A 21,008-nucleotide genomic window follows, 5' to 3' on the forward strand; every position below is an offset into this window, starting at 1 on the left:
GCCACGTTAGCCCGAACCCCCGACGGGTCGGCGTGGTGCCGGTCAGGTGACGTCGCGGCGCCGGGTGAACCACCAGCCGAGGCCGCAGGCGAGCGCGGTCCAGGCGCCCACGGCGCCCACCGCGACCGGCCATGGGGCGAATCCGTCGATCCCCGAGGCGGACGTCGCCGCGATCGTGGACCAGGTGGCCGCGGCAGGCAACACCGATGCCACCCCGCCGGCCCCGAGGTCGCGAAGGACGGCCGTCACCACCAGTTCGCCTGCCGGGTACCAGGAGACGAGGGCGACCGCGGCGGTGGTGGACGACGCCAGCGCCAGTCCGAGTCCGGCCCCGATCAACGACCACGCGGCCGTCGCCACCACCCCGGCCGCGAGCATCGCGGCCACGGGCCAGGACAGTTCGAACCGGCTGCCGCCGAAGATCAGCATGCAGGTCACCGCGACCACCTCGACGGCCAGCGCGTAGGCAGCGCCGAACCCCGCGGTGACCGCGAGCTTCGCGAGGATCACCCGGTCGCGGCCGGCGGTGGTCAGGAAGGTCGGTGTCAGGGTCAGCCGGTTGAACTCGGTTCCGGCGTTGACCGCGCCGAACAGCCCGGCGAAGAGCACCACGGCACCGAGCGAGACGAAGAGCCCGACCGTCGCGGCCCCCGTGTCCAGCTGGGAGCGGCCGACCTCGAGGTCGCTGGCCATCGCGGCGTAGACGGACCCGGCGAACAACGCCACGAACAGTGGGGCGAGCGCGAGCGCCCACCAGAACCGCAGGGTGGTGACCTTGCGCAGTTCGCTGGTCAGCAGCGCGGTCATCGTCGGCTCCCCTGCGGTTCGGTCGGGTACTGCTGTCCGGTCGGGTGCCGCGGCTCGGCCGGGTACTGCGGTGCGGTCATGGCTTCGAACACCCGCTCCAGGTCGACGTGCTCGGTGACGAACCCGGTGGTGCGCACCTGCGCGGCCGCGGCGATCCCCGCGACCTCGGCCTCCGTGGTGCCGCCGACGGCGAGCCGGCCGTCCGGCAGCATCCGGGCGTCGGCGATGCCCTCGGCGCCGAGAGCGAGGGCGAGCCGCGCCGGGTTCTCCGAGGCGACCAGGACCCGCCCGGTGTGGGACCGCCGGAGCTCATCGGTGTCGCACCGGTGGACGAGCCGGCCGTCGCCGATGACGACCAGACGGTCCGCGGTCTGCTCCACCGCGCCCAGACGGTGGCTCGCGAGCAGCACGGTGCGACCGTCCGCGGCGAAGGCACGCAGGAACTCGCGCAGCCACGCGGCGCCCCCGGGGGCGAGGCCGGTCGCCGGCTCGTCGAGCACCAGGATCCGCGGGTTGCCGAGCAGCGCGCCTGCCAGCGCGAGCCGCTGGAGCATGTCGAGCGTGAAGGTACCGGCCTGCAGTCGGCCGGCGGGCTCGAGACCGACCAGGGCGAGGACCTCGTGGGCACGGGCGTCGGGCACCCCGGCGGCGGCGGCGTAGACCTGCAGGTGTCCGAACGCGGTACGGCGCGGGTGCAGGCCCAGCGTGTCGAGGACCGCGCCGACGGTTGCCGCCGGGCGGGGCAGCGCCGCGAACGGCACACCGGTGACGGTCGCGGTGCCCGCGGTCGGGGCGACGAGGCCGAGCAGCATCCGCAGGGTGGTCGACTTGCCGGCGCCGGGCGGGCCGAGGAGGGCGGTGATCGACCCGGCGGGCACGGTGAAGCTCAGGTCCGAGACCGCGCTCACGGCGCCGAACTGCTTGCTCAGGCCGACCGCCTCGAGTGCCGGACGCGCGTGGGCCGTACCGGTCCTCTCGCCTGCGATCATGCCGTTACCTCTCCTGCCGGACTCCGCGGTGCGCCCCACCCTATCGGCGGGGCGGAGTCCGGCAGACGGTCGCTACCCGCGCAGCGCCAGCGACTCGGCGAGTGCGGCGAGGGCGGGCAGCTCGTCGCGGTCGACCGGAAGCACCTGTACGGCCACGTGATTCGCACCCGCGTCGAGGTGCTCGGTCAGCCGCGCGGCGATCGCCGTCGCGTCGCCGTGCGCCACCAGGGCGTCGATCACCCGGTCGCTACCGCCGTCGGCGAGTTCGCCGGCGGTGAAGCCGAGCCGGGTCAGGTTCGCGACGTAGTTCCGCAGGTGCAGGTAGGGATTGTCGACGGGTGGACGCCCTACCGCCCGGGCCGCGACGGGGTCGGTGTCGAGCACGACCTTGTGTTCGGGTGCGAGAAGCGGTGCGGGACCGAGTAGTTCGCGTGCCTCACGGGTGTGTTCCGGCGTGGTCAGGTACGGGTGCGCGCCTGCGGCACGGTCCGCGGCCAGTCTCAGCATCCTCGGGCCGAGTGCAGCCAGCACCCGACGTCCGGCGGGCACGCCCGCCGCGTCCAGTTCGTCGAGGTAGGTGACCACGGCCTGGTACGGCTTCGCGTAGACGTCCGCCGAGGCCTCCGGGTGGCCGACTCCGACGCCCAGCAGGAAGCGGCCGGGGTGGCGGGCCTCGAGACGGTGGAAGGACTCGGCGACCTCGGCGGCAGGCGAGACCCAGATGTTGGTGATGCCGGTGGCGACGGTGAGGGTCGTCGTCGCGTCGAGCACCGCCTCCGCGATCGCGAGGTCGGCCGGGGGCGACCCGCCCAGCCACAGGGTGCCGTAGCCGAGTCGCTCGACGGACTGCACGAACTCGGGCGTCAGGCCGTAGGCGTGCCGCCACACCCCGATCCGGCCGAGGGCGGGGGTCTGCGGATCGATGCTCATCTGCTGCTCCGTTCGGTGGACTGGTCGATGCAACCGTGCCCGCCCGGCGATCATTCCGGCTGCCGATTCGGCACCGGTCGGCTCCTTTGTAGCCTTCCCTCCATGGTGAGCCTGCGCGACCCGACGGTCTCCGGTACGCACGGCCGGCTCCTGGTGCTGCGGGCGAGCGTCGCGCTCGTGGTGGCGATGGGGCTGGGCCGGTTCGCGTACACGCCGATCCTGCCGCTGATGGAGCAGCAGGCGGGCCTGAGCGGTGGGTCGGCGGCGACGCTGGCGACCGTCAACTACCTGGGCTACCTGCTGGGCGCGGTTCTCGCGACATTCCTGCCGGTGCTGACGAGGAGCCGGGCGGCGCTGCGGGTGTCACTGGTGGCGTTGGTCGCCACCCTTGCGGCGATGCCGCTGACGCAGTCACTGCCGGTGTGGCTCACGCTGCGGGGCCTGGCCGGGGTGGCGAGCGCGGTGGTCTTCGTGTTCACCGCCCGGGTCGCGCATCAGGAACTGTCCGGCCGCCGCGACGGCGCCGGCTGGGTGTTCGGCGGCGTCGGCGGGGGCATCGCGTTGTCCGGGTTGGCGATCCTGGCCCTCGGCGGCGACGCGGACTGGCGGACCGGTTGGCTGGTGGTGGCGGCGCTGGCCGCGGCGATGTCGGCGCTGGCCTGGACGCTGCCCGGGGGTCGGCCGCAGCCGCACGCGGTCGGGGGAGCGGGCCGGGTGCCGCGCCGGAACCGGGTGGCGTTCGGCTGGCTGCTGGCCGCGTACTTCTGTGAGGGCCTCGGCTACATCATCTCGGCCACCTTCCTGGTCGCCGCGGTCGCCTCGCTCGGCACTGCGACGTGGCTGGGCAGCGTGGTCTGGATCGCGGTGGGACTGGCCGTGGTGCCGTCGTGCGTGGTCTGGATGCGGCTGGCGCGCAGGCACTCCCATGTCGCGATGCTGACGGTGGCGATGACGGTGCAGGCGGCGGCCGTGGCCGCGTCGGCGGTCTCCGGCTCCGCGGTGGTGCAGGTGCTCGGCGCGTTGTGCTTCGGCGGCACCATGATCGCCATCGTCACGCTGGCGCTGGCCGAGGGGGCCGTGCTGGTGGGCGCGCGGGCGCCGGCGATCGCCACGGCGGTGTACGGGGTGGGGCAGGTGCTCGGTCCGCTGACCGTCGCGCCGCTGCTCGACGGCGGATACGCCCCGGCCCTGACGGTGGGTGCGGTGGTGCTGGCGGCTGGGGTGGCCTGCACGCTGCCGCTGCTGTGGATGGAGCGCCGGGCACGGGCGCGCCCCCGCGCCACCGGCTGACCGGTCGCGCGGGGGCGGCTGAGGTGAAGGGCTCGACGTCGCGGTGACTACTGGCCGAGCATCGCCTTCATCTGGGTGATCTCGGCCTGCTGGCCGTCGATGATCGACTGCGCCAACTCCTTGACCTGGGCGCTCTGGCCGTCGGTCAGGATCTCCTGCGAGGAGTCGACGGCGCCGACGTGGTGCTCGATCATCATCTCGAGCCAGGCCTGGTCGAAGGCCGCGCCGGTGGACTCGTCGAGCTGCGTCATCTGCTCCGCGGTCATCATGCCGCCGTGGTCCATGCCGGGCATGGCGGAGTCCGTGCCGGGCATGGAGTGGTCCATCCCCGGCATGGCGGAGTCCGTCGCCGCCGCGTTCCAGTCCTTCAGCCAGCCCGTCATCTGCTCGATCTCCGGGCCCTGGGCGGCCTCGATCTGCGCCGCGAGCGCGACCAGTTCGGGGTTGGTGCTGCGGTCCGGGACCATCTCGGCCATCTCCACGGCCTGCTGGTGGTGCGGGATCATCATCTGTACCCACATCACGTCGGCGGCATTGTGCGCCGACGCGGAGTCCGCAGGGGTGCTGGCGGACGCGGCGGTCGAGGTCGCGGCGGGCTGATGCTCGGTGGTGTGCTCGGGGCCGGTGCCGTCGTTCGCGCAGCCGGCGAGCAGTGCGACCGCTGCTGCGGCGGCGGCGATCATGGTGGCGGTCTTGGTGCGAGTGTTCATCTTTGGTTCCTTGGCGGTAGCTGTTGGTGTGTCGGTCGCGACTGCGCAAGCGCGCAGTGGCCGCGTCACACCCGCAGCACGCACAGCGACGCCAGCCGTGCCGACGTCGGGAGGAACGGGGGCCCGCGACCGGAACTGCGAGTCGGGTGGGTCCGGCGCCGCGGGATCCGGATCAGGTTGGTGGGAACCCCGAACGACAACAGCGCCAGTGCCAGCAGCGGTGCGGCGGCGAGGACGGCCACACACGGGTTGAGCACGTGGTGGCTGTCGCCGTGGCCCGCCGGAGTGTCGGGGTTCTGCGCGGCGTCGACGGCGTGGGCCGACGCGGTGGGGGTCGACGCGGAATGGGGCGCCGCGGCGTGCGGTATCGACTGCGCCGCCGGGGTGGCCGCAAGTACGTGGTGCATGGCCAACAGGCCCAGCACCAGCGCGCCGAGCAGGAACGCCACCGGCCCCGCCGGTCGCGTCACCTGTCGTCGCGCCCAACCCATGGCCCCTACCATACCCTAGGGGGGTCAGGTAGTGAGTTGGAGCTGCCAGCCTGCAGGCGCCGGTCCGAAGGCGTCACGGGCGTTGTTGATCACGCCCTTGCCGATGGCCCGGTTGCCCGCGCCGCCGATCGCCGCGCCGATGCCGGCGGGCACCAGCTTGCCCAGGACCAGGGCGCTGCGCCGGGCCGCGTACTTGGTGACGAACTTGCGCAGCAGGCTCTGGTTCATACCCGCCATGGTGGGGGCGGGGATCCGGTTGGTGATCAACGAACCCCAGTTCTTGGTCGTCACGCCCACCGCCTTCTCCACGATCTCCATCCCGGAGGTGCCGAGCGCGACCGCCAGCACCAGGGCCCGGCGCTGCTCGTGCTGCTGGACCGAGATGCCGTGCACCGAGGCCACCGCCAGCGTCAGCAGCGCGCAGGCCTCCAGGAAGAACACCGACTCGGCGCCGACCGCGGCGATCGAGCCCATCGTCCCGATGCCGGGGACCGCCGCGGCCGCTCCCACGGCGCCGCCGCTGCCCGTCACCGCGGTGAGAAACATCCGTTCCATCCGTTCGACGATCTGCTGCGGGCTCTCGTCGGGGTGTGCGCGGCGGACCCGCTCCACGTACTTCGCCACGGCGGGGCCCTGCAGCCTGCTGCCGTTGTCGAGCAGCGACACGACGACCTGCTCGACTCGCCCCATCATGTTCGCCATCGGTTCTCCCCTTCGCCACGGCCCACCGCGACTGGCGGCCGAACTCCCTTCCAACGGTCGGCCCCCACGGTTTGTTCCTGATGCCGTCTCGGGTGCTTGCTGCCCGCGTGCGACGGAGGGTCACGTCATCCGCCGAGCGCCCAGTGCTCGACCGGGACCACTTCCTCGGGTCTCGGGGGAGGCGGCGGGGTGCCGTCTCCGAACGGCTTGCCGCCCAACAGTTCCCGGCCGTGCGGTTCGAGCCAGTTGGCCAGGTCCGGCCCCTTCGGCACGATCTGCGTCGGGTTCACGTCGGTGTGCACCACGTAGTAGTGCTCCTTGATCTGGGCGAAGTCGATCGTGTCGCCGAAGCCCGGGGTCTGGAACAGGTCCCGCGCGTAGTCCCACAGGACGTGCATCTCGGTGAGCTTGCGGCGGTTGCACTTGAAATGGCCGTGGTAGACCGGATCGAACCGCACCAGCGTGGTGAACAACCGCACGTCGGCCTCGGTGATGGTCTCGCCCACCAGGTACCGCTGCGAGGCCAGCCGCTCGGTCAGCCAGTCCAGCCTCGCGAACAGTCGGTCGTAGGCCTCGTCGTAGGACTCCTGCGAACCGGCGAAGCCGCAGCGGTAGACGCCGTTGTTCACGTCCCGGAACACCAACTCCGCCACCTCGTCGATCTCCGCCCGCAGGTCCGTCGGGTACAGGTCCGGGGCGCCCTCGCGGTGGTACTGCTTCCACTCCGTGGACAGGTCGAGGGTGATCTGCGAGTAGTCGTTGGTCACCACCTGCCCGGTCGGGATGTCGACGAGCGCAGGCACGGTGATGCCGCGCGGGTAGCCCGGGAAGCGGGCCAGGAAGGCGTCCCGTAGCCGCGGGATCTTCAGCACCGGGTCGACGCCGCCGGGGTCGAGGTCGAAGGTCCAGCTGCGCGCGTCGTGGGTGGGACCACAGATGCCCATCGAGAGCACGTCCTCGAGGCCGAGCAGGCGGCGCACGATGATGGACCGGTTCGCCCACGGGCAGGCCCGGGCGACGACCAGTCGGTAGCGTCCGGGCTCGACCGGGTAGCCGTCCCGGCCGTCCGCGGTGATGCGGGTCTCGATGTAGTGGCTGTCGCGTGTGAATCCCTTGCCCTTGCCGATGTAGGCGCCGCGGGTGCTGTTTTCCTCGGTCACTGCGATCAACTCCGTGGGGACTGACGATTCACAGGAGAGCGCGGACCGTCGGGGCTGTGCAACGGGTCTGTTCACACGGTACTGCGGCGCACCGTCGCGGTGGTACGGGATCCGAGTACCTGATAGCCGAGCGAGGACGCCAGCCGCCACGACGCGGTGTTCTCCGGGTGGCTGCACCACTGCGCGATCATCCCGTCGTCGAGGGCGTCGTTCGTGGCCAGTCGTGCGACGACCGTCGCATGTCCGCGTCGGCGCAGTTCCGGTGCGGTGAGGGCGGAGGAACTGCACCCGGTCCGCGTCGTCGTCGACCAGAACCCGGCGGGTGCCGGGGCGGGCGAGCGCGGTGTCGGGCAGTCTCAGCGCGCGCGACCAGGCCAGCGCGACGATGTCGAGGTGATGAGCGTCCACCCCGTCACGGTATCGGTCCCGGCACGGTGTTGCCGCGGCCTATTCCGCGTCGTATATTCCACCTGGACTAATTGGTGGGGGTAGACACGGATCGGAGGAGCGCAGTGGCCACGGCTCTGACACCGCTCGCGATCACCGTGCTCGCGCTGCTCAACGAGCGCACGATGCACCCCTACGAGATGCACCAACTGCTGCTCCAACGTCGCGTCGACCGCGTGGTGAAGGTCCGGCCGGGCTCGCTGTACCACGCGGTGGCCCGGCTCGAGCGGGCCGAACTGGTCGCGGTGCTCGGCACCGAGCGCGCCGGCAACCGCCCCGAACGCACCACCTACACCGTCACCGACGCCGGTCGCGCCGCGCTCGAGGCCCGGATCGCGGAACTGCTCGGCGCCCCCGTCCGCGAGTACCCGCAGTTCCCGCTGGCGCTCGCCGAGGCGCACAACCTCGCGGCCGCCGACGTGTGCCGACTGCTCCGGGCCCGGATTGCGGCGGTCGAGGCGGAGCTGGACGAGCTCGACGCCGTGCGGGCCGTGCACGTCGCGGCGGACCGGCCGCGCGTCTTCTGGTTCGGGCTCGACTACCTGCGGGCGCTCGCCGCCACCGAGCTGGACTGGATGGCCGCGTCGGTGGCGGAGATCGAGTCCGGCGAACTGCCGTGGCTCACAACAGAACTCATCAGAGACCGACTCAGCCAACCGGCAAGGGGATGACCGTGACCGAGTTCAGCCAGAACACGGAGATCAAGCAATGGCCGGCGCTGTGGGCGCTGTGTCTGGGGTTCTTCATGATCCTCGTGGACTCCACCATCGTCTCGGTGGCGAACCCCGCGATCATGACGGCCCTGCACACCGACATCAACAGCGTCGTCTGGGTGACCAGCGCCTACCTGCTGGCCTACGCGGTGCCGCTGTTGGTCACCGGGCGTCTCGGTGACCGCTTCGGGCCGAAGAACCTCTACCTGATCGGCCTGACCGTGTTCACCCTCGCCTCCCTCTGGTGCGGGCTGTCGGGCAGCATCGAACCGCTGATCGTGGCGCGGGTGTTCCAGGGCTTCGGCGCCGCGCTGATGACCCCGCAGACGATGGCCGTCATCACCCGGATCTTCCCGCCGGACAAGCGCGGCACGGCGATGGGCCTGTGGGGAGCGGTCGCTGGCGTCGCCACCCTCGTCGGACCGTTGGCCGGCGGCGTCCTGGTCGACGGCCTCGGCTGGGAGTGGATCTTCATCGTCAACGTGCCGGTCGGCGTCATCGCCTTCCTCGCCGCGGTCAAGTACGTGCCGGTGCTCCCGACGCACAGTCACCGCTTCGACATCCCCGGGGTGATTCTCAGCGCGCTCGGCATGTTCGCCCTGGTGTTCGGCCTGCAGGAGGGCAACTCCTATGACTGGTCGGCGCGGATCTGGCTGCTGATCGGACTCGGTGTCGTGCTGCTCGGCGTGTTCATCTGGTACCAGTCGTGGAACAAGAACGAGCCGCTGCTGCCGCTGAGCCTGTTCCGGGACCGGAACTTCTCGCTCGCGAACATCGGCATCACCTCCATGGGCTTCGCGATCACCGCCATGGTGCTCCCGCTGATGTTCTACGCACAGGCCGTGCGGGGACTCTCGCCGACCGGATCCGCCCTGCTGATGGTGCCGATGGCGGTGCTCACCGGCGTGCTGGCGCCGAACGTGGGCAAGCTGGTGGACCGCGCGCACCCGCGGTACATCGCCGCGCCGGGCTTCCTGATGCTCGCGATCTCGCTCGGCTGGCTGGCGCTGGTGATGACGCCGCACGTCGCGATCTGGGAGCTGCTGCTGCCGATCGGGCTGATGGGCATCGCGAACGCCTTCATCTGGTCGCCGCTGGCAGCGACGGCCACCCGCAACCTGCCGATGCAGTCCGCGGGCGCGGGGTCCGGCGTCTACAACACCACCCGGCAGATCGGTGCGGTGCTCGGCAGCGCCGGGATCGGCGCACTGATCACCTCCCGGCTGACGGCCAACGGGGTCCCCGCCAGCGGCGGGGAGGCCGTCGACGGCGTGCTGCCGGACTTCATCCGCGACGGCTTCAGCACCGCGATGGCGCAGTCGGTGCTGTTGCCTGCCGCCGTGCTGATGGTGGGCTTCGTGGCCACGCTGTTCTTCGAGCGGCCAGTCCGCGCGTCGGACCTGCCGCCCGTCGATGTCGCCGAGCAGTCCGTCGAGGCCTGACCTGCCACCCGGGATGTGATCGGAGCCGACTCGGATCCGGCCGCCAGCGCCTAGGGTCGAGCCATGTCTGACGAAGTGCTACTCGAACGCCGGGGCCGGACGCTGGTCATCACCATCAACCGTCCGGAGGCCCGCAACTCGATCAACTCGGCGGTGAGCCACGCACTGGCCGCCGCCGTCGACGAGCTCGACGCCGACCCCGACCTGTCGTTGGCCGTGCTCACCGGTGCAGGCGGAAACTTCTGCGCGGGCATGGACCTCAAGGCGTTCCTGGCCGGGGAGAACGTCATCGTCCCGGGCAAGGGGCTCGGGTTCACCGAGGCGCCCCCGCGCAAGCCGATCATCTCCGCGGTCGAGGGGTACGCGCTCGCGGGCGGCACCGAACTGGTGCTCGCCACCGACCTGGTGGTCGCGGCCACGGACGCCAGGTTCGGCATCCCGGAGGTCAAGCGGGGGCTGGTCGCGGCCGGTGGCGGGCTGCTGCGGCTGCCGAAGCGGATCCCGTACCAGAAGGCGCTCGAGCTGGCGCTGACCGGCGACGCCTTCACCGCGGCGGAGGCGCACGGCTGGGGATTCGTGAACCGGCTGACCGAGCCTGGCGCGGCGCTCGACGGCGCGCTGGAACTGGCCGAGCGGATCACCGCCAACGGCCCGCTCGCCGTCGCGGCCACCAAGGAGGTCATCGTCCGGTCCTCGGGTTGGACCGACGAGGAGGCCTTCACCCGGCAGTTCGAGGTGATGGGACCGGTGTTCGCGTCCGAGGACGCGCAGGAGGGCCCCCGCGCCTTCGCGGAGAAGCGCGCCCCGGTCTGGACCGGTCGCTAGTGCGGCGTCGAGGAGTCCTGCTCGCGGCACCGGTGCTGCTGGTGGCGGGGCTCCTCGGCGGATGTGCCCCGTCGGCATCCGAGCCGTCGGCCCCGGACCCGGTGGACGTCGCCGCCGACGGCTACGTCTACGGCGCCGCGCCGGTGACGCTGGCCCGGACCCGGGCGAACATGACCTGCCTGCTGCCGGTCAACCAGCTCTACAGCCAGGCGCAGCTCTCCGGTCCGGACTCGAGGACGGTGGTCGCGCCAAACGTGGACACCCTGTATTCGATTGCCTGGCTGGATCTTCGGGCGGGACCGGTGCTGCTGAGCCACCCGGACATGGGGGAGCGGTACTTCGGCTTCCAGTTCCTCGACATCTACACCAACGTCTTCGCGAACGTCGGCACCCGGGAGACCGGAGCCGCCGCGGGCGCGCGGCTGATCGTGCCGCCGGGCTTCTCGGGTCCGCCGCCGCCCGGCGTCGCGGTGATCGAGTCCCCGACCTGGGACGCGTGGATGATCGGCCGGACCCTGGTCGAATCGGACGCGGACCTGCCCGCGGCCCGGGAGGTGCAGCAGCGGTACGAGATGCGGGTGGTCGGACCGCCCGTGTCCGACGCCCCGCCGCCGTTGCCGCCGACCGACTGCGGAAACAACCCCGCCCCGCAGGCGCTCGCGGCGTCCGGACCGGAGTTCTTCGACGAGCTGTCCGCCGTCCTCGCGTCGAACCCGCCGCCGCCGGCGGACCGGCCGTTGCTCGACCGGATCGCCGCCCTCGGGGTGACGCCGGGCGGGACGCCGAGTGCCGGTGAACTCGCCGCGGTGACCGCGCTGGAATCCGGGATGACGCTGGGGGAGAGCCGGATCGAGGCCGCGACCCAGACCGGCGGTGCCGGCTGGCGGACGCTGCCGGACGCCGGCCGGTACGGCGTCGACTACCTCCAGCGCGCCGTCGTGGCCCGGATCGGTCTGGGCGCCAACGTGCCCGAGGAGTCGGCGTACTCGGTGACGCGCACCGACGCGGACGGCGAACCGCTCCGAGGCGATCGCGGCTACCGGCTGCACTTTCCCGCAGGCGGGCTGCCGCCGGTGGACCCGCGCGGGTTCTGGTCGGTCACGCTCTACGGGCCGGACATGTTCTTCGTGCCGAACGCACTGCAGCGGTATGCGATCGGCGACCGGACTCCGGGCCTGGTGCGGAACCCGGACGGCTCGCTGGACCTGTGGATCGGTGCCGCCGAACCGGGTGCCGGACGGTCGAACTGGCTGCCCGCGCCGGCGGGCGAGTTCGTGCTGATGCTGCGCTCCTACCTGCCCACCGCACCGAGTTGGACCCCACCCGACCCCGAACCCCGACCGGAGGGATGACCCGTGTCGACCCCACTTGCCGAGTTGCACATGCACATCGAGGGCTCCCTGGAGCCCGAGCTGATACTCGCGCTCGCCGAGCGCAACCGCGTCGCGCTGCCCTACCGTGACCTCGACGACCTGAGGTCACGCTACGAGTTCACCGACCTGCAGTCGTTCCTGGACCTGTACTTCGCCAACATGGCGGTGCTGCGGACCGAGCAGGACTTCGCGGACCTGGCCCGGGCCTACTTCGCCCGCGCCGCGGCCGCCGGGGTACGGCACGCCGAGATCTTCTTCAACCCGCAGGCCCACACCGTCCGAGGGGTGCCGCTGCGGGCGGTGCTCGACGGGCTCGGCGAGGCCGTCCGCGGCAGCGAGGCCGAGTTCGGCGTCTCCACCGCGCTGATCGCCGCGGTGCTGCGGGACCGGCCTGCGGCGGAGGCGGGGGAGATGCTCGACGAGTTGGTGCGACTGGACGTTCCGGTGCTGGGCCTGGGGCTGGACTCGGCGGAGGTCGGGAACCCGCCGTCGAAGTTCGTGGAGGTCTTCGAGCGGGCCCGCGCGCACGGGCTGCACACCGTCGCGCACGCGGGCGAGGAGGGACCGCCGGAGTACATCTGGCAGGCGCTGGACCTGCTCGGGGTCGAGCGGATCGACCACGGGGTGCGCTGCCTAGAGGACCCGGCGCTGGTGGCCCGGCTGGTCGACGAGCAGGTCCCGCTGACGGTGTGCCCGCTGTCGAACGTCCGGCTCCGGGTGGTCGACACCATGGCTGAGCACCCGCTGCGCACCATGCTCGACGCTGGGCTGCTGGTCACCGTCAACTCGGACGACCCGGCCTACTTCGGGGGCTACGTCGACGACAACTTCGCCGGCCTGCGGGCCGGGCTGGGGTTGACCGACGAGGAGCGGGAGGTGCTGGCCCGCAATTCGATTCGCGCGTCCTTCGCCTCAGCGGAGCGCAAGCGGGAGCTGCTCGGCGACGGCTGACGCGAGGGCGAGCAGGTCCAGGTCGCGTCCAGCGGGACCGACGAGGCACAGCCCGACCGGGTTCTTCTCCGCGGTGCGCAGCGGCACGGTCACGGTGGGCAGTCCGGCGACCGTCGCGACGGCGGTGAGCATCCCGGTGCTGCGCATGGTGTTGCGGTAGGTTTCGCCGCTGAGGTCGCCGTCCGACCTCGGCGGCGCAGGTGAGGCGGTGGTGGGCAGCACCAGCACCCGGTCGCCGAGGAAGGCGTGGACCGCGGCCGCGGCGCCGGCGAGGGTGTCCGAGGCGCGGCGGTAGGACGCCTCCGAGGTGCGACCGGCCTGGCCGAAGTTCTCCCGGGGCTCGGCGCTCAGCGAGGTGGACGCGGCGGCGACGAATGCGCCGTGCCGTTGCCAGGCCTCGTACGCGACGACGGTGGCGACGGCCTCGTACCAGTCCGGCAACGCGCCGATGTCGAAGTTCTCGTCGGCGAGGCGGGGCAGGTCCGCGGTCCGCCAGGCGGCCAGCGCGGCGTTCGTCGCGGCCTGCACGGGGGCGTCGGCGACGGCGACGAGGCCGCGGGAGGTCACCGCCGCGGTCAGCGGCCGGGCCGGGGTGGCCGGTACGGACGCGGCCACAGCCTCGGCGAGGACATCGAGGTCGGCGCCCAGCCAGCCGACGGTGTCGAGGGTGGTGCTCAGGCCCACCATGCCGTCGGTGGACACCGCGCCGCGGGTCGCGGAGCAGCCGTACAGACCCTGGTAGGCGGCCGGTATCCGCACCGAGCCGTCGGTGTCGGGGCCGAGCCCGAGTGAGACCGCTCCGTCGGCGGCGGCACTGCCGGCCCCGGAGGTCGAGCCGCCCGGCAGGCGTTCCGGCGCAGCCACATTGGGTGGGGTGCCGGTCAGGTCGTTGGCCCCGGAGTGTCCGTAGCCGAGGTCGTCGGTCTGGGCCAGGCCGGTGACCGTCGCGCCTGCGGCGAGCAGGGCCGCCACCGCGGGCGCGGTGCGCGACTCGACCGGAGCCTGCGCCAGCCATCGCGGGTTGCCTGCGCCGACCTGCTGGCCTGCCACCGCGAACAGGTCCGTCACCGCGACGGACTTCCCGTCCAGGGCGCCGGAACCGGTGGCGGTCACCAGCGGCGAGCCCTGGACGCGCCAGGTGGCGCGCGAGGCCGGGGTGGCGGTGGCAGCGGGGCCGCCACCGGGCAGCGGCGGGACCCCGGGGTCGGCGGCGTCGTCGCCGCACCCGCCGAGCAGGGCCGCCGCGCCGGTGGCGGCGCCGATCGAGAGGAATGCCCGGCGCGACAGATCGGTCATCGCACCAGGCTAGTGCGCCGGATCGCGCAGTCCGGGAGCGACGCTCAGTCCAGGATCTGCCGCAGGTAGTCGTTGTCGAATACCCGGGCCGGGTCGTACTTGTCCCGGACGGCCCGGAACTCGTCGAAGTGCTTGTAGGTGGGACGCAGGTCCGCTGCGGTGCGGGAGTGCAGCTTGCCCCAGTGCGGGCGACCGTCGACGGCGCGCGCGATGGACTCGACGGCGGCGAAGTACTCGCGGTGGTCGCGCCGGTAGTACTGGTGCACTGCGATGTACGCGCTGTCGCGGCCGTTGGCGGTGGACATCCACACGTCGTCGGCGGCGGCGACCCGAACCTCGACCGGGAAGGCGACCCGGAAGTCGGACTTGTTCAGCCAGCTGTCGATCTGCTGCAGCGTCTCCGGCAGCGCCTCGACGGGGATCGCGTACTCCATCTCGCGGAATTTAACCCGGCGTGAGGAGGCGAAGACCTTGTAGCTTCGGTCGGTGAAGTCGCGCGCCGACAGGGCCCGCGAGGAGATCTCGTTGACCTTCGGGATGGCGCCGGGGAACCGGGAGACGACCCTGTTGACACCCTCGAAGAGGGTGTTGGAGAGCAGCTCGTCGTCGATGAAGCCGCGGACCGGGTTGACCGGGTTCAGCGGTGCGTCCGCAGGCAGCCTGGTGTTGCGCTTGGTGAGCACGCGGTCGGTGTGCGGGAACCAGTAGAACTCGAAGTGGTCGACGCCGGTGGCGTTCTCCTCGATGCGGTCCATGATCGAGCCGAGCCGGTCCGGGGACTCGACTGCGCGCAGCGTGTAGGCGGGGACGCACTGCAGGGTGAGCGTGGCGATGACGCCGAGGGCGCCGAGGCCGATCCTGGCCGCCTGGAACAGTTCCGAGTTCTCGTGCGGGGAGCAGTCGACGATCGAGCCGTCCGCGAGCACGATCGTCAGCGCGCGAACCTGGGTGGCGAGGCCGCCGAACCGTGCGCCTGTGCCGTGCGTGCCGGTGGCGATCGCGCCTGCGATCGACTGGACGTCGATGTCGCCGAGGTTCTCCATCGCCAGCCCGAGGTTCCAGAGGGTGGGATTGAGTTCGTTCAGGCGTGTCCCCGCGTAGACGGTCACGAGGGCGCCCGGGGCGTCGGTCCGAACGACGGATTCGATGCCGGACAGGTTGTCCAGGCTGATCAGTACCCCGTCGGTCACCGCCGCCGCGGTGAAGGAGTGGCCGGCGCCGACACACTTGACATGCAGGCCCTCTGTCGCCGCCCGGGTGATCTCGAAGCTGAGCTCCGCGACGGTGGCGGGTGTGGCGAATCGGCGGGGGCTGGCGCTTGCGCACTCGGCCCAGTTGTGCCAGGTCTGCGAATCCATGGCATCCAATCTATCTGGACGGCCGTCCAGGTCAAACAGTTTTCGTGAATATTTATTTCCGCACTCTAGGATCATCAGATGCTGAACAGGCTTCCGGCGGACGAGCGTCGCGCGCAACTTGTCGAATCCGCGATGGGCATTGCGGAGCGGGGTGGCATCAGCTCGGTCACCATCCGTGCCGTCGCCGAGGCTGCGGGCGTGTCACTCGGGGTGGTGCACTACTGCTTCGACAGCAAGGAAGCGCTCGTCGCGGCGATGGGGGAGTCGCTCGTCGTGCAGCTCAGTGAGGGCCTGGGCTACGCCTTCGGTCAGGCGCAGGAGGGTAGCGACGACCAGGTCGGCCTGCGCGGCCTGCGCGAGGTGCTGCACCGCGGCATAACCGCGATGTGGCCGCTCATCGAGGCGACGCCGGACCGTCAGCTGCTCACCTACGAGATCACCGCCTACGGTCTGCGGCAGCAGGCGGCCGGGGCGGAGCTTGCTGGCCTGATCGCGGACATGCAGTACAAGACCATGGACGCGCGGGCGGTGGACTTCCTCGAGCAGTCGGCCGAGCACACCGGGACCAGGTGGGCCGAGCCGGTTCCGCACATCGCGAGGTTCGCGCTCGCCGTGATCGACGGGATCGTGCTGCGGTGGCTGGTGGACCGCGACAGCGAGGGCGTGATCGCCGAACTCGACGACCTCGTGCAGATGATCACCGCCAAGGCCGTCGAACTCTGATCGCGGGGCGTCGGCCGGATTCCGCCACGCCGAACCGGTTCGCCCGAAAAATGGCCCGGCCAAGACGTGGACAGTCGTCCAGTTCGGGTGGTTGACTCGTCCCCATGACCGCTATCTCTGACCGGCCGGGTGCCGACACGCGTGACTGCGCGACGCCCGAGCGCCTGGACGCCGCCACCCGCGAGCTCGATCCGCCGCTTGCCGCGGTGGATCTGCAGTCGTTGCGGGCGAACGCCGCCGACCTTGTCCGGCGCGCCGGCGGGACGCCGGTCCGGGTGGCCAGCAAGTCGGTGCGGTGCCGCGCGGTGCTGGAGGAGACCCTCGGGTCCGGGCTCACCGCGCGCGGCGGGTTCCGCGGCATCATGTCGTACTCGCTGCGCGAGGCGATCTGGTTGGTGGGCCTCGGTGCGCGCGACGTCCTGATGGGCTACCCGACCACCGACCGCGGGGCGCTCGCCGAGCTGGCCGCGGACCCGCTGCTGCTCGACTCGATCACCCTGATGATCGACAGCGTCGACCACCTCGACTACGTGCACTCGGCGGTGGGCAGCTCGGCGGTGCCCGCACGGGTCTGCCTGGACATCGACGCGTCGCTGCGGATCGGGCGGGTGCACCTCGGCGTGCGGCGCTCGCCGCTGCGCACCCCCGAGGAGGCCGAGTCGGTCGCGCGGGAGGCGACCCGGCGCGGCTTCCGGGTGGTCGGCGTGATGTTCTACGAGGCCCAGATCGCCGGGTTGCCCGACAGCAGCCCCGCGATCCGGATGGTCAAGAAGGCCTCGGCGGCGGAGCTGTCGAAGCGTCGCGGCACGGTGGTCGACGCGGTCACGGCCGCGGTCGGAAAGCTGGAGATCGTCAACAGCGGAGGTACCGGGTCGTTGGAGGTGAGCTCCGCGGACCACTCGGTCACCGAGGTCACGGCCGGGTCCGGGCTCTACGTCCCCACCCTGTTCGACAGGTACCGCGCGTTCACGCCGCGGCCGGCCATGTACTTCGCGTTGTCCGCGGTCCGTCGCCCGACGCCGAAGATCGCGACGCTGTTCGCGGGCGGCTACGTCGCCTCCGGTCCGACCGGGGCATCCCGGGTGCCGACGCCGGTGTGGCCCGCCGGGTTGAAGCTGCTGCGCAACGAGGGCGTCGGCGAGGTGCAGACGCCGGTCACCGGCCTCGCCGCCGGGACCGTCCGGATCGGCGACCGGGTGTGGTTCCGGCACGCCAAGGCGGGCGAGCTGTGCGAGCGGTTCACCACCCTGCACCTGGTGGACGGCGACGGCACGCGCACCGTAGTGCCCACCTACCGCGGCGACGGGCAGTGCTTCGGCTGACACTCCCCGTCGGCGGGTCGGCGGCGCTACCCGCCGTCCAGGCGCATGAACGCGCCCAGCTCCGCCAGGCCCGCCGGTGTGCCGGGCAGGTACCGGACCAGTGTGGGGGACCGGACGATCACCGCCCGCCACTTCCCCCGCGAGATCGCGACGTTCAACCTGTTGCGTGACAACAGGAATCCCATGCCGCGGGGCACGTCGTCGGCCGACGACGCGGTCATCGACACGAACACCACCGCGGCCTCCCGGCCCTGGAACTTGTCTACGGTGCCGACCAGCACTCGTTCCAGGCCTGCCTCGGCGAGATGCGCCCGGATCAGCGCCGCCTGCGCGTTGTAGGGCGCGACGACGAGGATGTCGGACTGACCGAGCGGGCGGGGCGCCTCGCCAGTCGCCGGGGTCCACGGCGTGCCGATGAGCCCGGTCGCCTCGGCGGTGATCGCCGCGGCCTCCTCCTGCGAGGACGTCGATCTCCCGGCGTGGTCGACGAGCAGGGTGGCGACACCCGGTTCGACGCCGGCCAGGTCCCGGCCGGTCGTCACCGACTCCTTCGCATGCAGGCGCCCGTCGTACGACAGTGCCGACACCGCCGCGCAGACCAGTGGGTGCATCCGCCAGGAGACGTCGAGGAAGTAGCCGAGTTCCGGCGGCAGCGCGCCCGCACCGTCCGCCAGCCAGCCGAGGGCGGAGGTGTCCACCGGTTCTGGGTGGATGCCCTGACTGACCTGTGGCAGCTGCTGCGGGTCGCCGAGCAGCAGCAGGTTTCGTGCCGAGATCCCGACCGCAACGGTGTTCGCCAGTGAGAACTGCCCGGCTTCGTCGACGACGAGCAGGTCGAGACTGCCCGGCGGCACCCGGTCGGAGTGTGCGAAATCCCATGCGGTGCCGCCGATCACGCAGCCGCTGTCTTCGTGTTGGCGCAGGAACTCGGGGAACCCGCTCGGATCGAGGCTCGTCCACGCCTGGTCCGTGGTCAGCCCGGAGCCGGGCTTCTTCGCGGCTCGCTCGCCGGGGACCCCCGATCGGACCACGGCGTCGAGCATGTTCTCGACCACCGAGTGCGACTGTGCGACGACACCGACCCGCCACCCGTGTCGGGCCACGAGCTCCGCGACCACGGCCGCGCCGGTGTGTGTCTTGCCGGTGCCCGGCGGGCCCTGCACCGCCAGGTACGAGTCGTCCAGGTCGAGCAGCGCGGCGGTGATAGCGGGTGCCCGGTCGTCCGGATCGGCGACCGGCAGCGGGGCGCCCGAACGGGTCCTCGGCGGGGTCCGGCGCAGGATGTCCACCGCGGCGGTACCGGGCAGTGCGGGCAGTGCCGCGGCGGCCGCCGCGGCCTGCTCGGAGATCGAGGCCTCGATCCGCTGCGTCGGGACCGGACGGCCCGGCGCCAGTGCCATCGGTACCCCGTCATGGGGCACGCTGCCCTGAAGTTCCTCCACGACCACCACGTCGCGGGGCCTGCCGTCGGACCCGACCTCCGACTCGATCGCGACCACCGTGACGTCGACGGTGCCGCGCGCGGCCGCGTCTGCGGAGCCGATCCCGGTCGCCGCGTCGTACAGCGCGAACGGTTTTCCGCCGACCCGGGTGGTGGATCCGGAGCCCCAGGAGCCGACGAGCCGCAGCGTGCGACGCAGCTTCCGTTGCCGCGGGTTGCTCTTGTGCCAGTCCTCGGTGACAGTCACCGTCTCGGCCACGAACACGTCGGCGGTGTCGGCCCACTCGTCGGTGGGAGCGGTCAGCCGGTCGAAGTGCGCCCACCAGAACGGCTTCCGCTCGCGACGGTGGTAGCCCAGTGCCGCAGCCATCAACGCGGCGGCCTGCTGGTCCGCCGAGCGCTTCCCGGACAGCGCGTCGCCGACGTAGTCGCGCAGCGCCACCTCGGTGGTGTTCGGCTGCTCGACAGCGGTGACCACCGCCTGCTGCACGGGGTGCGGGTGGACGCCGCGGTCGGCGGCGAGCCCGCGCAGCCAGTCCCGCAGGTGCAGCGTGGAGAGGCAGTCGTACTCGTTGTACTCGCGGATCTCGGCGAGCACCTGATCGGCGGCACCGCCGTCGTGCTGTTCGCGAAGTGTGCAGTAGTTCGCGTACGCGACGATGGAGTCGACTGCGGTGGCGACGTCGTCGCCGCGCAACTTCTCGCCCATGTAGAGCGGCTCGAGCTTCTTGATCGAGTACGACGATGCGCCGACCCGCACCGCGCCCCGGACAACCGGGTAGAGGTCCACCAGGACGTTCTCGCGCAGCAGCGCGTCCACGGTCTCCTCACCGACGCCGTAGCGGCCGGCCAGGCGCAGCAGCGCGGTCTTCTCGTAGGCCGCGTAGTGGTAGACGTGCATGTGCGGGAAGCGTTTCCGGCGCTCGGTCACGTAGTCGAGGAAGTCGAGCAGCGCCCGGCGTTCCTGGTCCCGGTCGTGCGCCCAGAACGGGCGGAAGGTGCCGTCGGACTCCATCACCCCGAACAGGTACTCCAGCCCCCAGTCCGCGGAGCCGTCCGTCCACAGCGGGTCGCCCTCGAAGTCGAAGAAGATGTCGCCGGCATCGGGGGCCGGAATCCCGGCGAGGTCGCGGCCGCCGTCGATCACCTCGAACACCGGTGTGCCGCTGCGTTCCTGACGGATCTGCGCGGCGGCCTGCCCGCGCAGGGAGTCGAGGGTGCGCGCGCCCATGCCGTCGACGGGCCCCGCGGACCCGGCCAGCGCGTCGATCGTCGTGACACCCGCGCGGATCAGCTTGTCCCGCTGGGTGGATCGCAGTCCCGCGACGAGGGTCAGATCCCTGCTGCGCGCGACCTCGCCGGCACAGTCGTCGCAGTGGCCGCAGCCGCGCACATCGGCCCACGAGACGGGCCCGCCACCGCGGATGTGGGCGTCGAGCAGCCGCACGAGCTCGTCGCGACGCTGCCGGAACACCGGGGCGATCTCGCCGAGCGGGAACGCCGCGGTGGAGTCGTCGCCGAGGATCAGGGCCGCGGTGGGCGCGGTCGCGACGCCGTCTGCGGCCAGCGCGTCGGCGTAGGCGGCCAACTGCAGCAGCGCGGGCACCCGGGCGTGCCTCGACAGCTTGGTGTCCACCACCTGGTAGCCGGCGTCCGTGCGCACGAGGAAGTCGCAGAATCCGAGGAACCGACCGTCGAAGAAGGTGCCCTGGTAGATCACGTCGGCGCCCGACCGGGCCGCGGCGACCGTGGCGAGGTTGGCCCGGGTCAACCCCTCGACGTCGAGATCCGGGCGGTCGATGGCGACCACGCCGTCGCCGAACCGCTCGCGGAATCCGTCCAGTCGCCGCCGCTCGTGGGCGTTGCCGAGGCTTGACGTCCGGACCAGCATCGGGTCGGGCAACTCCGGTGCCGCCGCTTCGATCCTCCCCAGCAACGCGTCGAGCCGGCGAAGCAGCGCGAACTCGCACTGCGCGGCCCGGGAGAGGTCGCTGGCGCTGTAGATCAACTCATGGTCGAGGAGGAACACGAGGACGAC

General features: G+C 71.8%; 18 protein-coding genes and 1 pseudogene. 8 read left to right on the plus strand and 11 right to left on the minus strand.

What is annotated here, in order from left to right; genetic code table 11:
* Window positions 1–42: 42 nt before the first annotated feature.
* From ACFO6S_RS18425 to ACFO6S_RS18435, 3 genes are all read right to left on the minus strand, one after another.
* Entirely contained in the window at window positions 43–807 is a 765-nt protein-coding gene (locus tag ACFO6S_RS18425) for an ABC transporter permease (protein WP_378419408.1), read from the minus strand.
* Window positions 804–1,796, minus strand: a complete 993-nt coding sequence (locus ACFO6S_RS18430; RefSeq protein WP_378419409.1) for an ABC transporter ATP-binding protein — start codon at window positions 1,794–1,796, stop codon at window positions 804–806. Before ACFO6S_RS18430 ends, ACFO6S_RS18425 begins: the two co-directional genes overlap by 4 nt.
* 72 nt (window positions 1,797–1,868) lie before the next feature.
* Window positions 1,869–2,726, minus strand: coding sequence for an LLM class F420-dependent oxidoreductase (locus ACFO6S_RS18435; protein ID WP_378419410.1), 858 nt, complete (start codon window positions 2,724–2,726; stop codon window positions 1,869–1,871).
* A 102-nt stretch (window positions 2,727–2,828) separates the two neighbouring features.
* Between ACFO6S_RS18435 and ACFO6S_RS18440 the strand changes: the two genes are divergently transcribed.
* The gene (locus ACFO6S_RS18440) at window positions 2,829–4,016 is read left to right on the plus strand and encodes a YbfB/YjiJ family MFS transporter (RefSeq protein ID WP_378419411.1); all 1,188 of its coding nucleotides are present in this window, start codon (window positions 2,829–2,831) and stop codon (window positions 4,014–4,016) included.
* A gap of 47 nt (window positions 4,017–4,063) precedes the next feature.
* Here ACFO6S_RS18440 and ACFO6S_RS18445 read toward each other — a convergent pair whose 3' ends face one another.
* From ACFO6S_RS18445 to ACFO6S_RS18465, 5 genes and pseudogenes are all read right to left on the minus strand, one after another.
* Window positions 4,064–4,726, minus strand: coding sequence for a DUF305 domain-containing protein (locus ACFO6S_RS18445; protein WP_378419412.1), 663 nt, complete (start codon window positions 4,724–4,726; stop codon window positions 4,064–4,066).
* A gap of 65 nt (window positions 4,727–4,791) precedes the next feature.
* Window positions 4,792–5,217, minus strand: a complete 426-nt coding sequence (locus ACFO6S_RS18450; RefSeq protein ID WP_378419413.1) for a DUF6153 family protein — start codon at window positions 5,215–5,217, stop codon at window positions 4,792–4,794.
* A 24-nt stretch (window positions 5,218–5,241) separates the two neighbouring features.
* Window positions 5,242–5,919, minus strand: a complete 678-nt coding sequence (locus ACFO6S_RS18455; protein WP_378419414.1) for a hypothetical protein — start codon at window positions 5,917–5,919, stop codon at window positions 5,242–5,244.
* Between the two features lie 125 nt (window positions 5,920–6,044).
* A complete protein-coding gene (locus ACFO6S_RS18460; protein WP_378419415.1) occupies window positions 6,045–7,079 on the minus strand; it encodes a glutathione S-transferase family protein in 1,035 nt (344 codons plus the stop codon).
* Between the two features lie 71 nt (window positions 7,080–7,150).
* A pseudogene (locus ACFO6S_RS18465) lies at window positions 7,151–7,369 on the minus strand (GNAT family N-acetyltransferase); the annotation flags it as partial.
* Between the two features lie 222 nt (window positions 7,370–7,591).
* Here ACFO6S_RS18465 and ACFO6S_RS18470 point away from each other — a divergent pair.
* The 5 genes from ACFO6S_RS18470 (at window position 7,592) to ACFO6S_RS18490 (ending at window position 12,830) form a co-directional block, all read left to right on the plus strand.
* Window positions 7,592–8,197, plus strand: coding sequence for a PadR family transcriptional regulator (locus tag ACFO6S_RS18470; protein ID WP_378419416.1), 606 nt, complete (start codon window positions 7,592–7,594; stop codon window positions 8,195–8,197).
* Window positions 8,194–9,681, plus strand: coding sequence for an MFS transporter (locus ACFO6S_RS18475; protein WP_378419417.1), 1,488 nt, complete (start codon window positions 8,194–8,196; stop codon window positions 9,679–9,681). The genes ACFO6S_RS18470 and ACFO6S_RS18475 overlap by 4 nt, the downstream gene beginning before the upstream one ends.
* A gap of 63 nt (window positions 9,682–9,744) precedes the next feature.
* The gene (locus ACFO6S_RS18480) at window positions 9,745–10,506 is read left to right on the plus strand and encodes a crotonase/enoyl-CoA hydratase family protein (RefSeq protein ID WP_378419418.1); all 762 of its coding nucleotides are present in this window, start codon (window positions 9,745–9,747) and stop codon (window positions 10,504–10,506) included.
* Window positions 10,506–11,858 carry a DUF1254 domain-containing protein gene (locus ACFO6S_RS18485; protein ID WP_378419419.1) on the plus strand — a complete coding sequence of 451 codons (1,353 nt, stop codon included), beginning with the start codon at window positions 10,506–10,508 and terminating at the stop codon, window positions 11,856–11,858. Before ACFO6S_RS18480 ends, ACFO6S_RS18485 begins: the two co-directional genes overlap by 1 nt.
* 3 nt (window positions 11,859–11,861) lie before the next feature.
* Entirely contained in the window at window positions 11,862–12,830 is a 969-nt protein-coding gene (locus tag ACFO6S_RS18490; protein WP_378419420.1) for an adenosine deaminase, read from the plus strand.
* Here ACFO6S_RS18490 and ACFO6S_RS18495 read toward each other — a convergent pair.
* Complete coding sequence (locus ACFO6S_RS18495; protein WP_378419421.1) at window positions 12,792–14,126, minus strand: amidase family protein; 1,335 nt, start codon at window positions 14,124–14,126, stop codon at window positions 12,792–12,794. The genes ACFO6S_RS18490 and ACFO6S_RS18495 overlap by 39 nt on opposite strands.
* Before the next feature lie 44 nt (window positions 14,127–14,170).
* A complete protein-coding gene (locus tag ACFO6S_RS18500; RefSeq protein WP_378419422.1) occupies window positions 14,171–15,484 on the minus strand; it encodes a D-arabinono-1,4-lactone oxidase in 1,314 nt (437 codons plus the stop codon).
* A gap of 78 nt (window positions 15,485–15,562) precedes the next feature.
* Between ACFO6S_RS18500 and ACFO6S_RS18505 the strand changes: the two genes are divergently transcribed.
* Window positions 15,563–16,207: a TetR/AcrR family transcriptional regulator gene (locus tag ACFO6S_RS18505; protein ID WP_378419423.1), complete on the plus strand. Its 645-nt coding sequence runs from the start codon at window positions 15,563–15,565 to the stop codon at window positions 16,205–16,207.
* Window positions 16,208–16,311: 104 nt separating this feature from the next.
* The gene (locus ACFO6S_RS18510; protein ID WP_378419424.1) at window positions 16,312–17,529 is read left to right on the plus strand and encodes an amino acid deaminase/aldolase; all 1,218 of its coding nucleotides are present in this window, start codon (window positions 16,312–16,314) and stop codon (window positions 17,527–17,529) included.
* A 26-nt stretch (window positions 17,530–17,555) separates the two neighbouring features.
* Here ACFO6S_RS18510 and ACFO6S_RS18515 read toward each other — a convergent pair whose 3' ends face one another.
* Window positions 17,556–20,999, minus strand: coding sequence for a TM0106 family RecB-like putative nuclease (locus ACFO6S_RS18515; protein WP_378419425.1), 3,444 nt, complete (start codon window positions 20,997–20,999; stop codon window positions 17,556–17,558).
* Window positions 21,000–21,008: the final 9 nt, after the last annotated feature.

The organism is Rhodococcus kronopolitis, from assembly GCF_042654025.1.
In the GTDB taxonomy this organism is placed as follows: Bacteria; Actinomycetota; Actinomycetes; order Mycobacteriales; family Mycobacteriaceae; genus Rhodococcus_G; species Rhodococcus_G kronopolitis.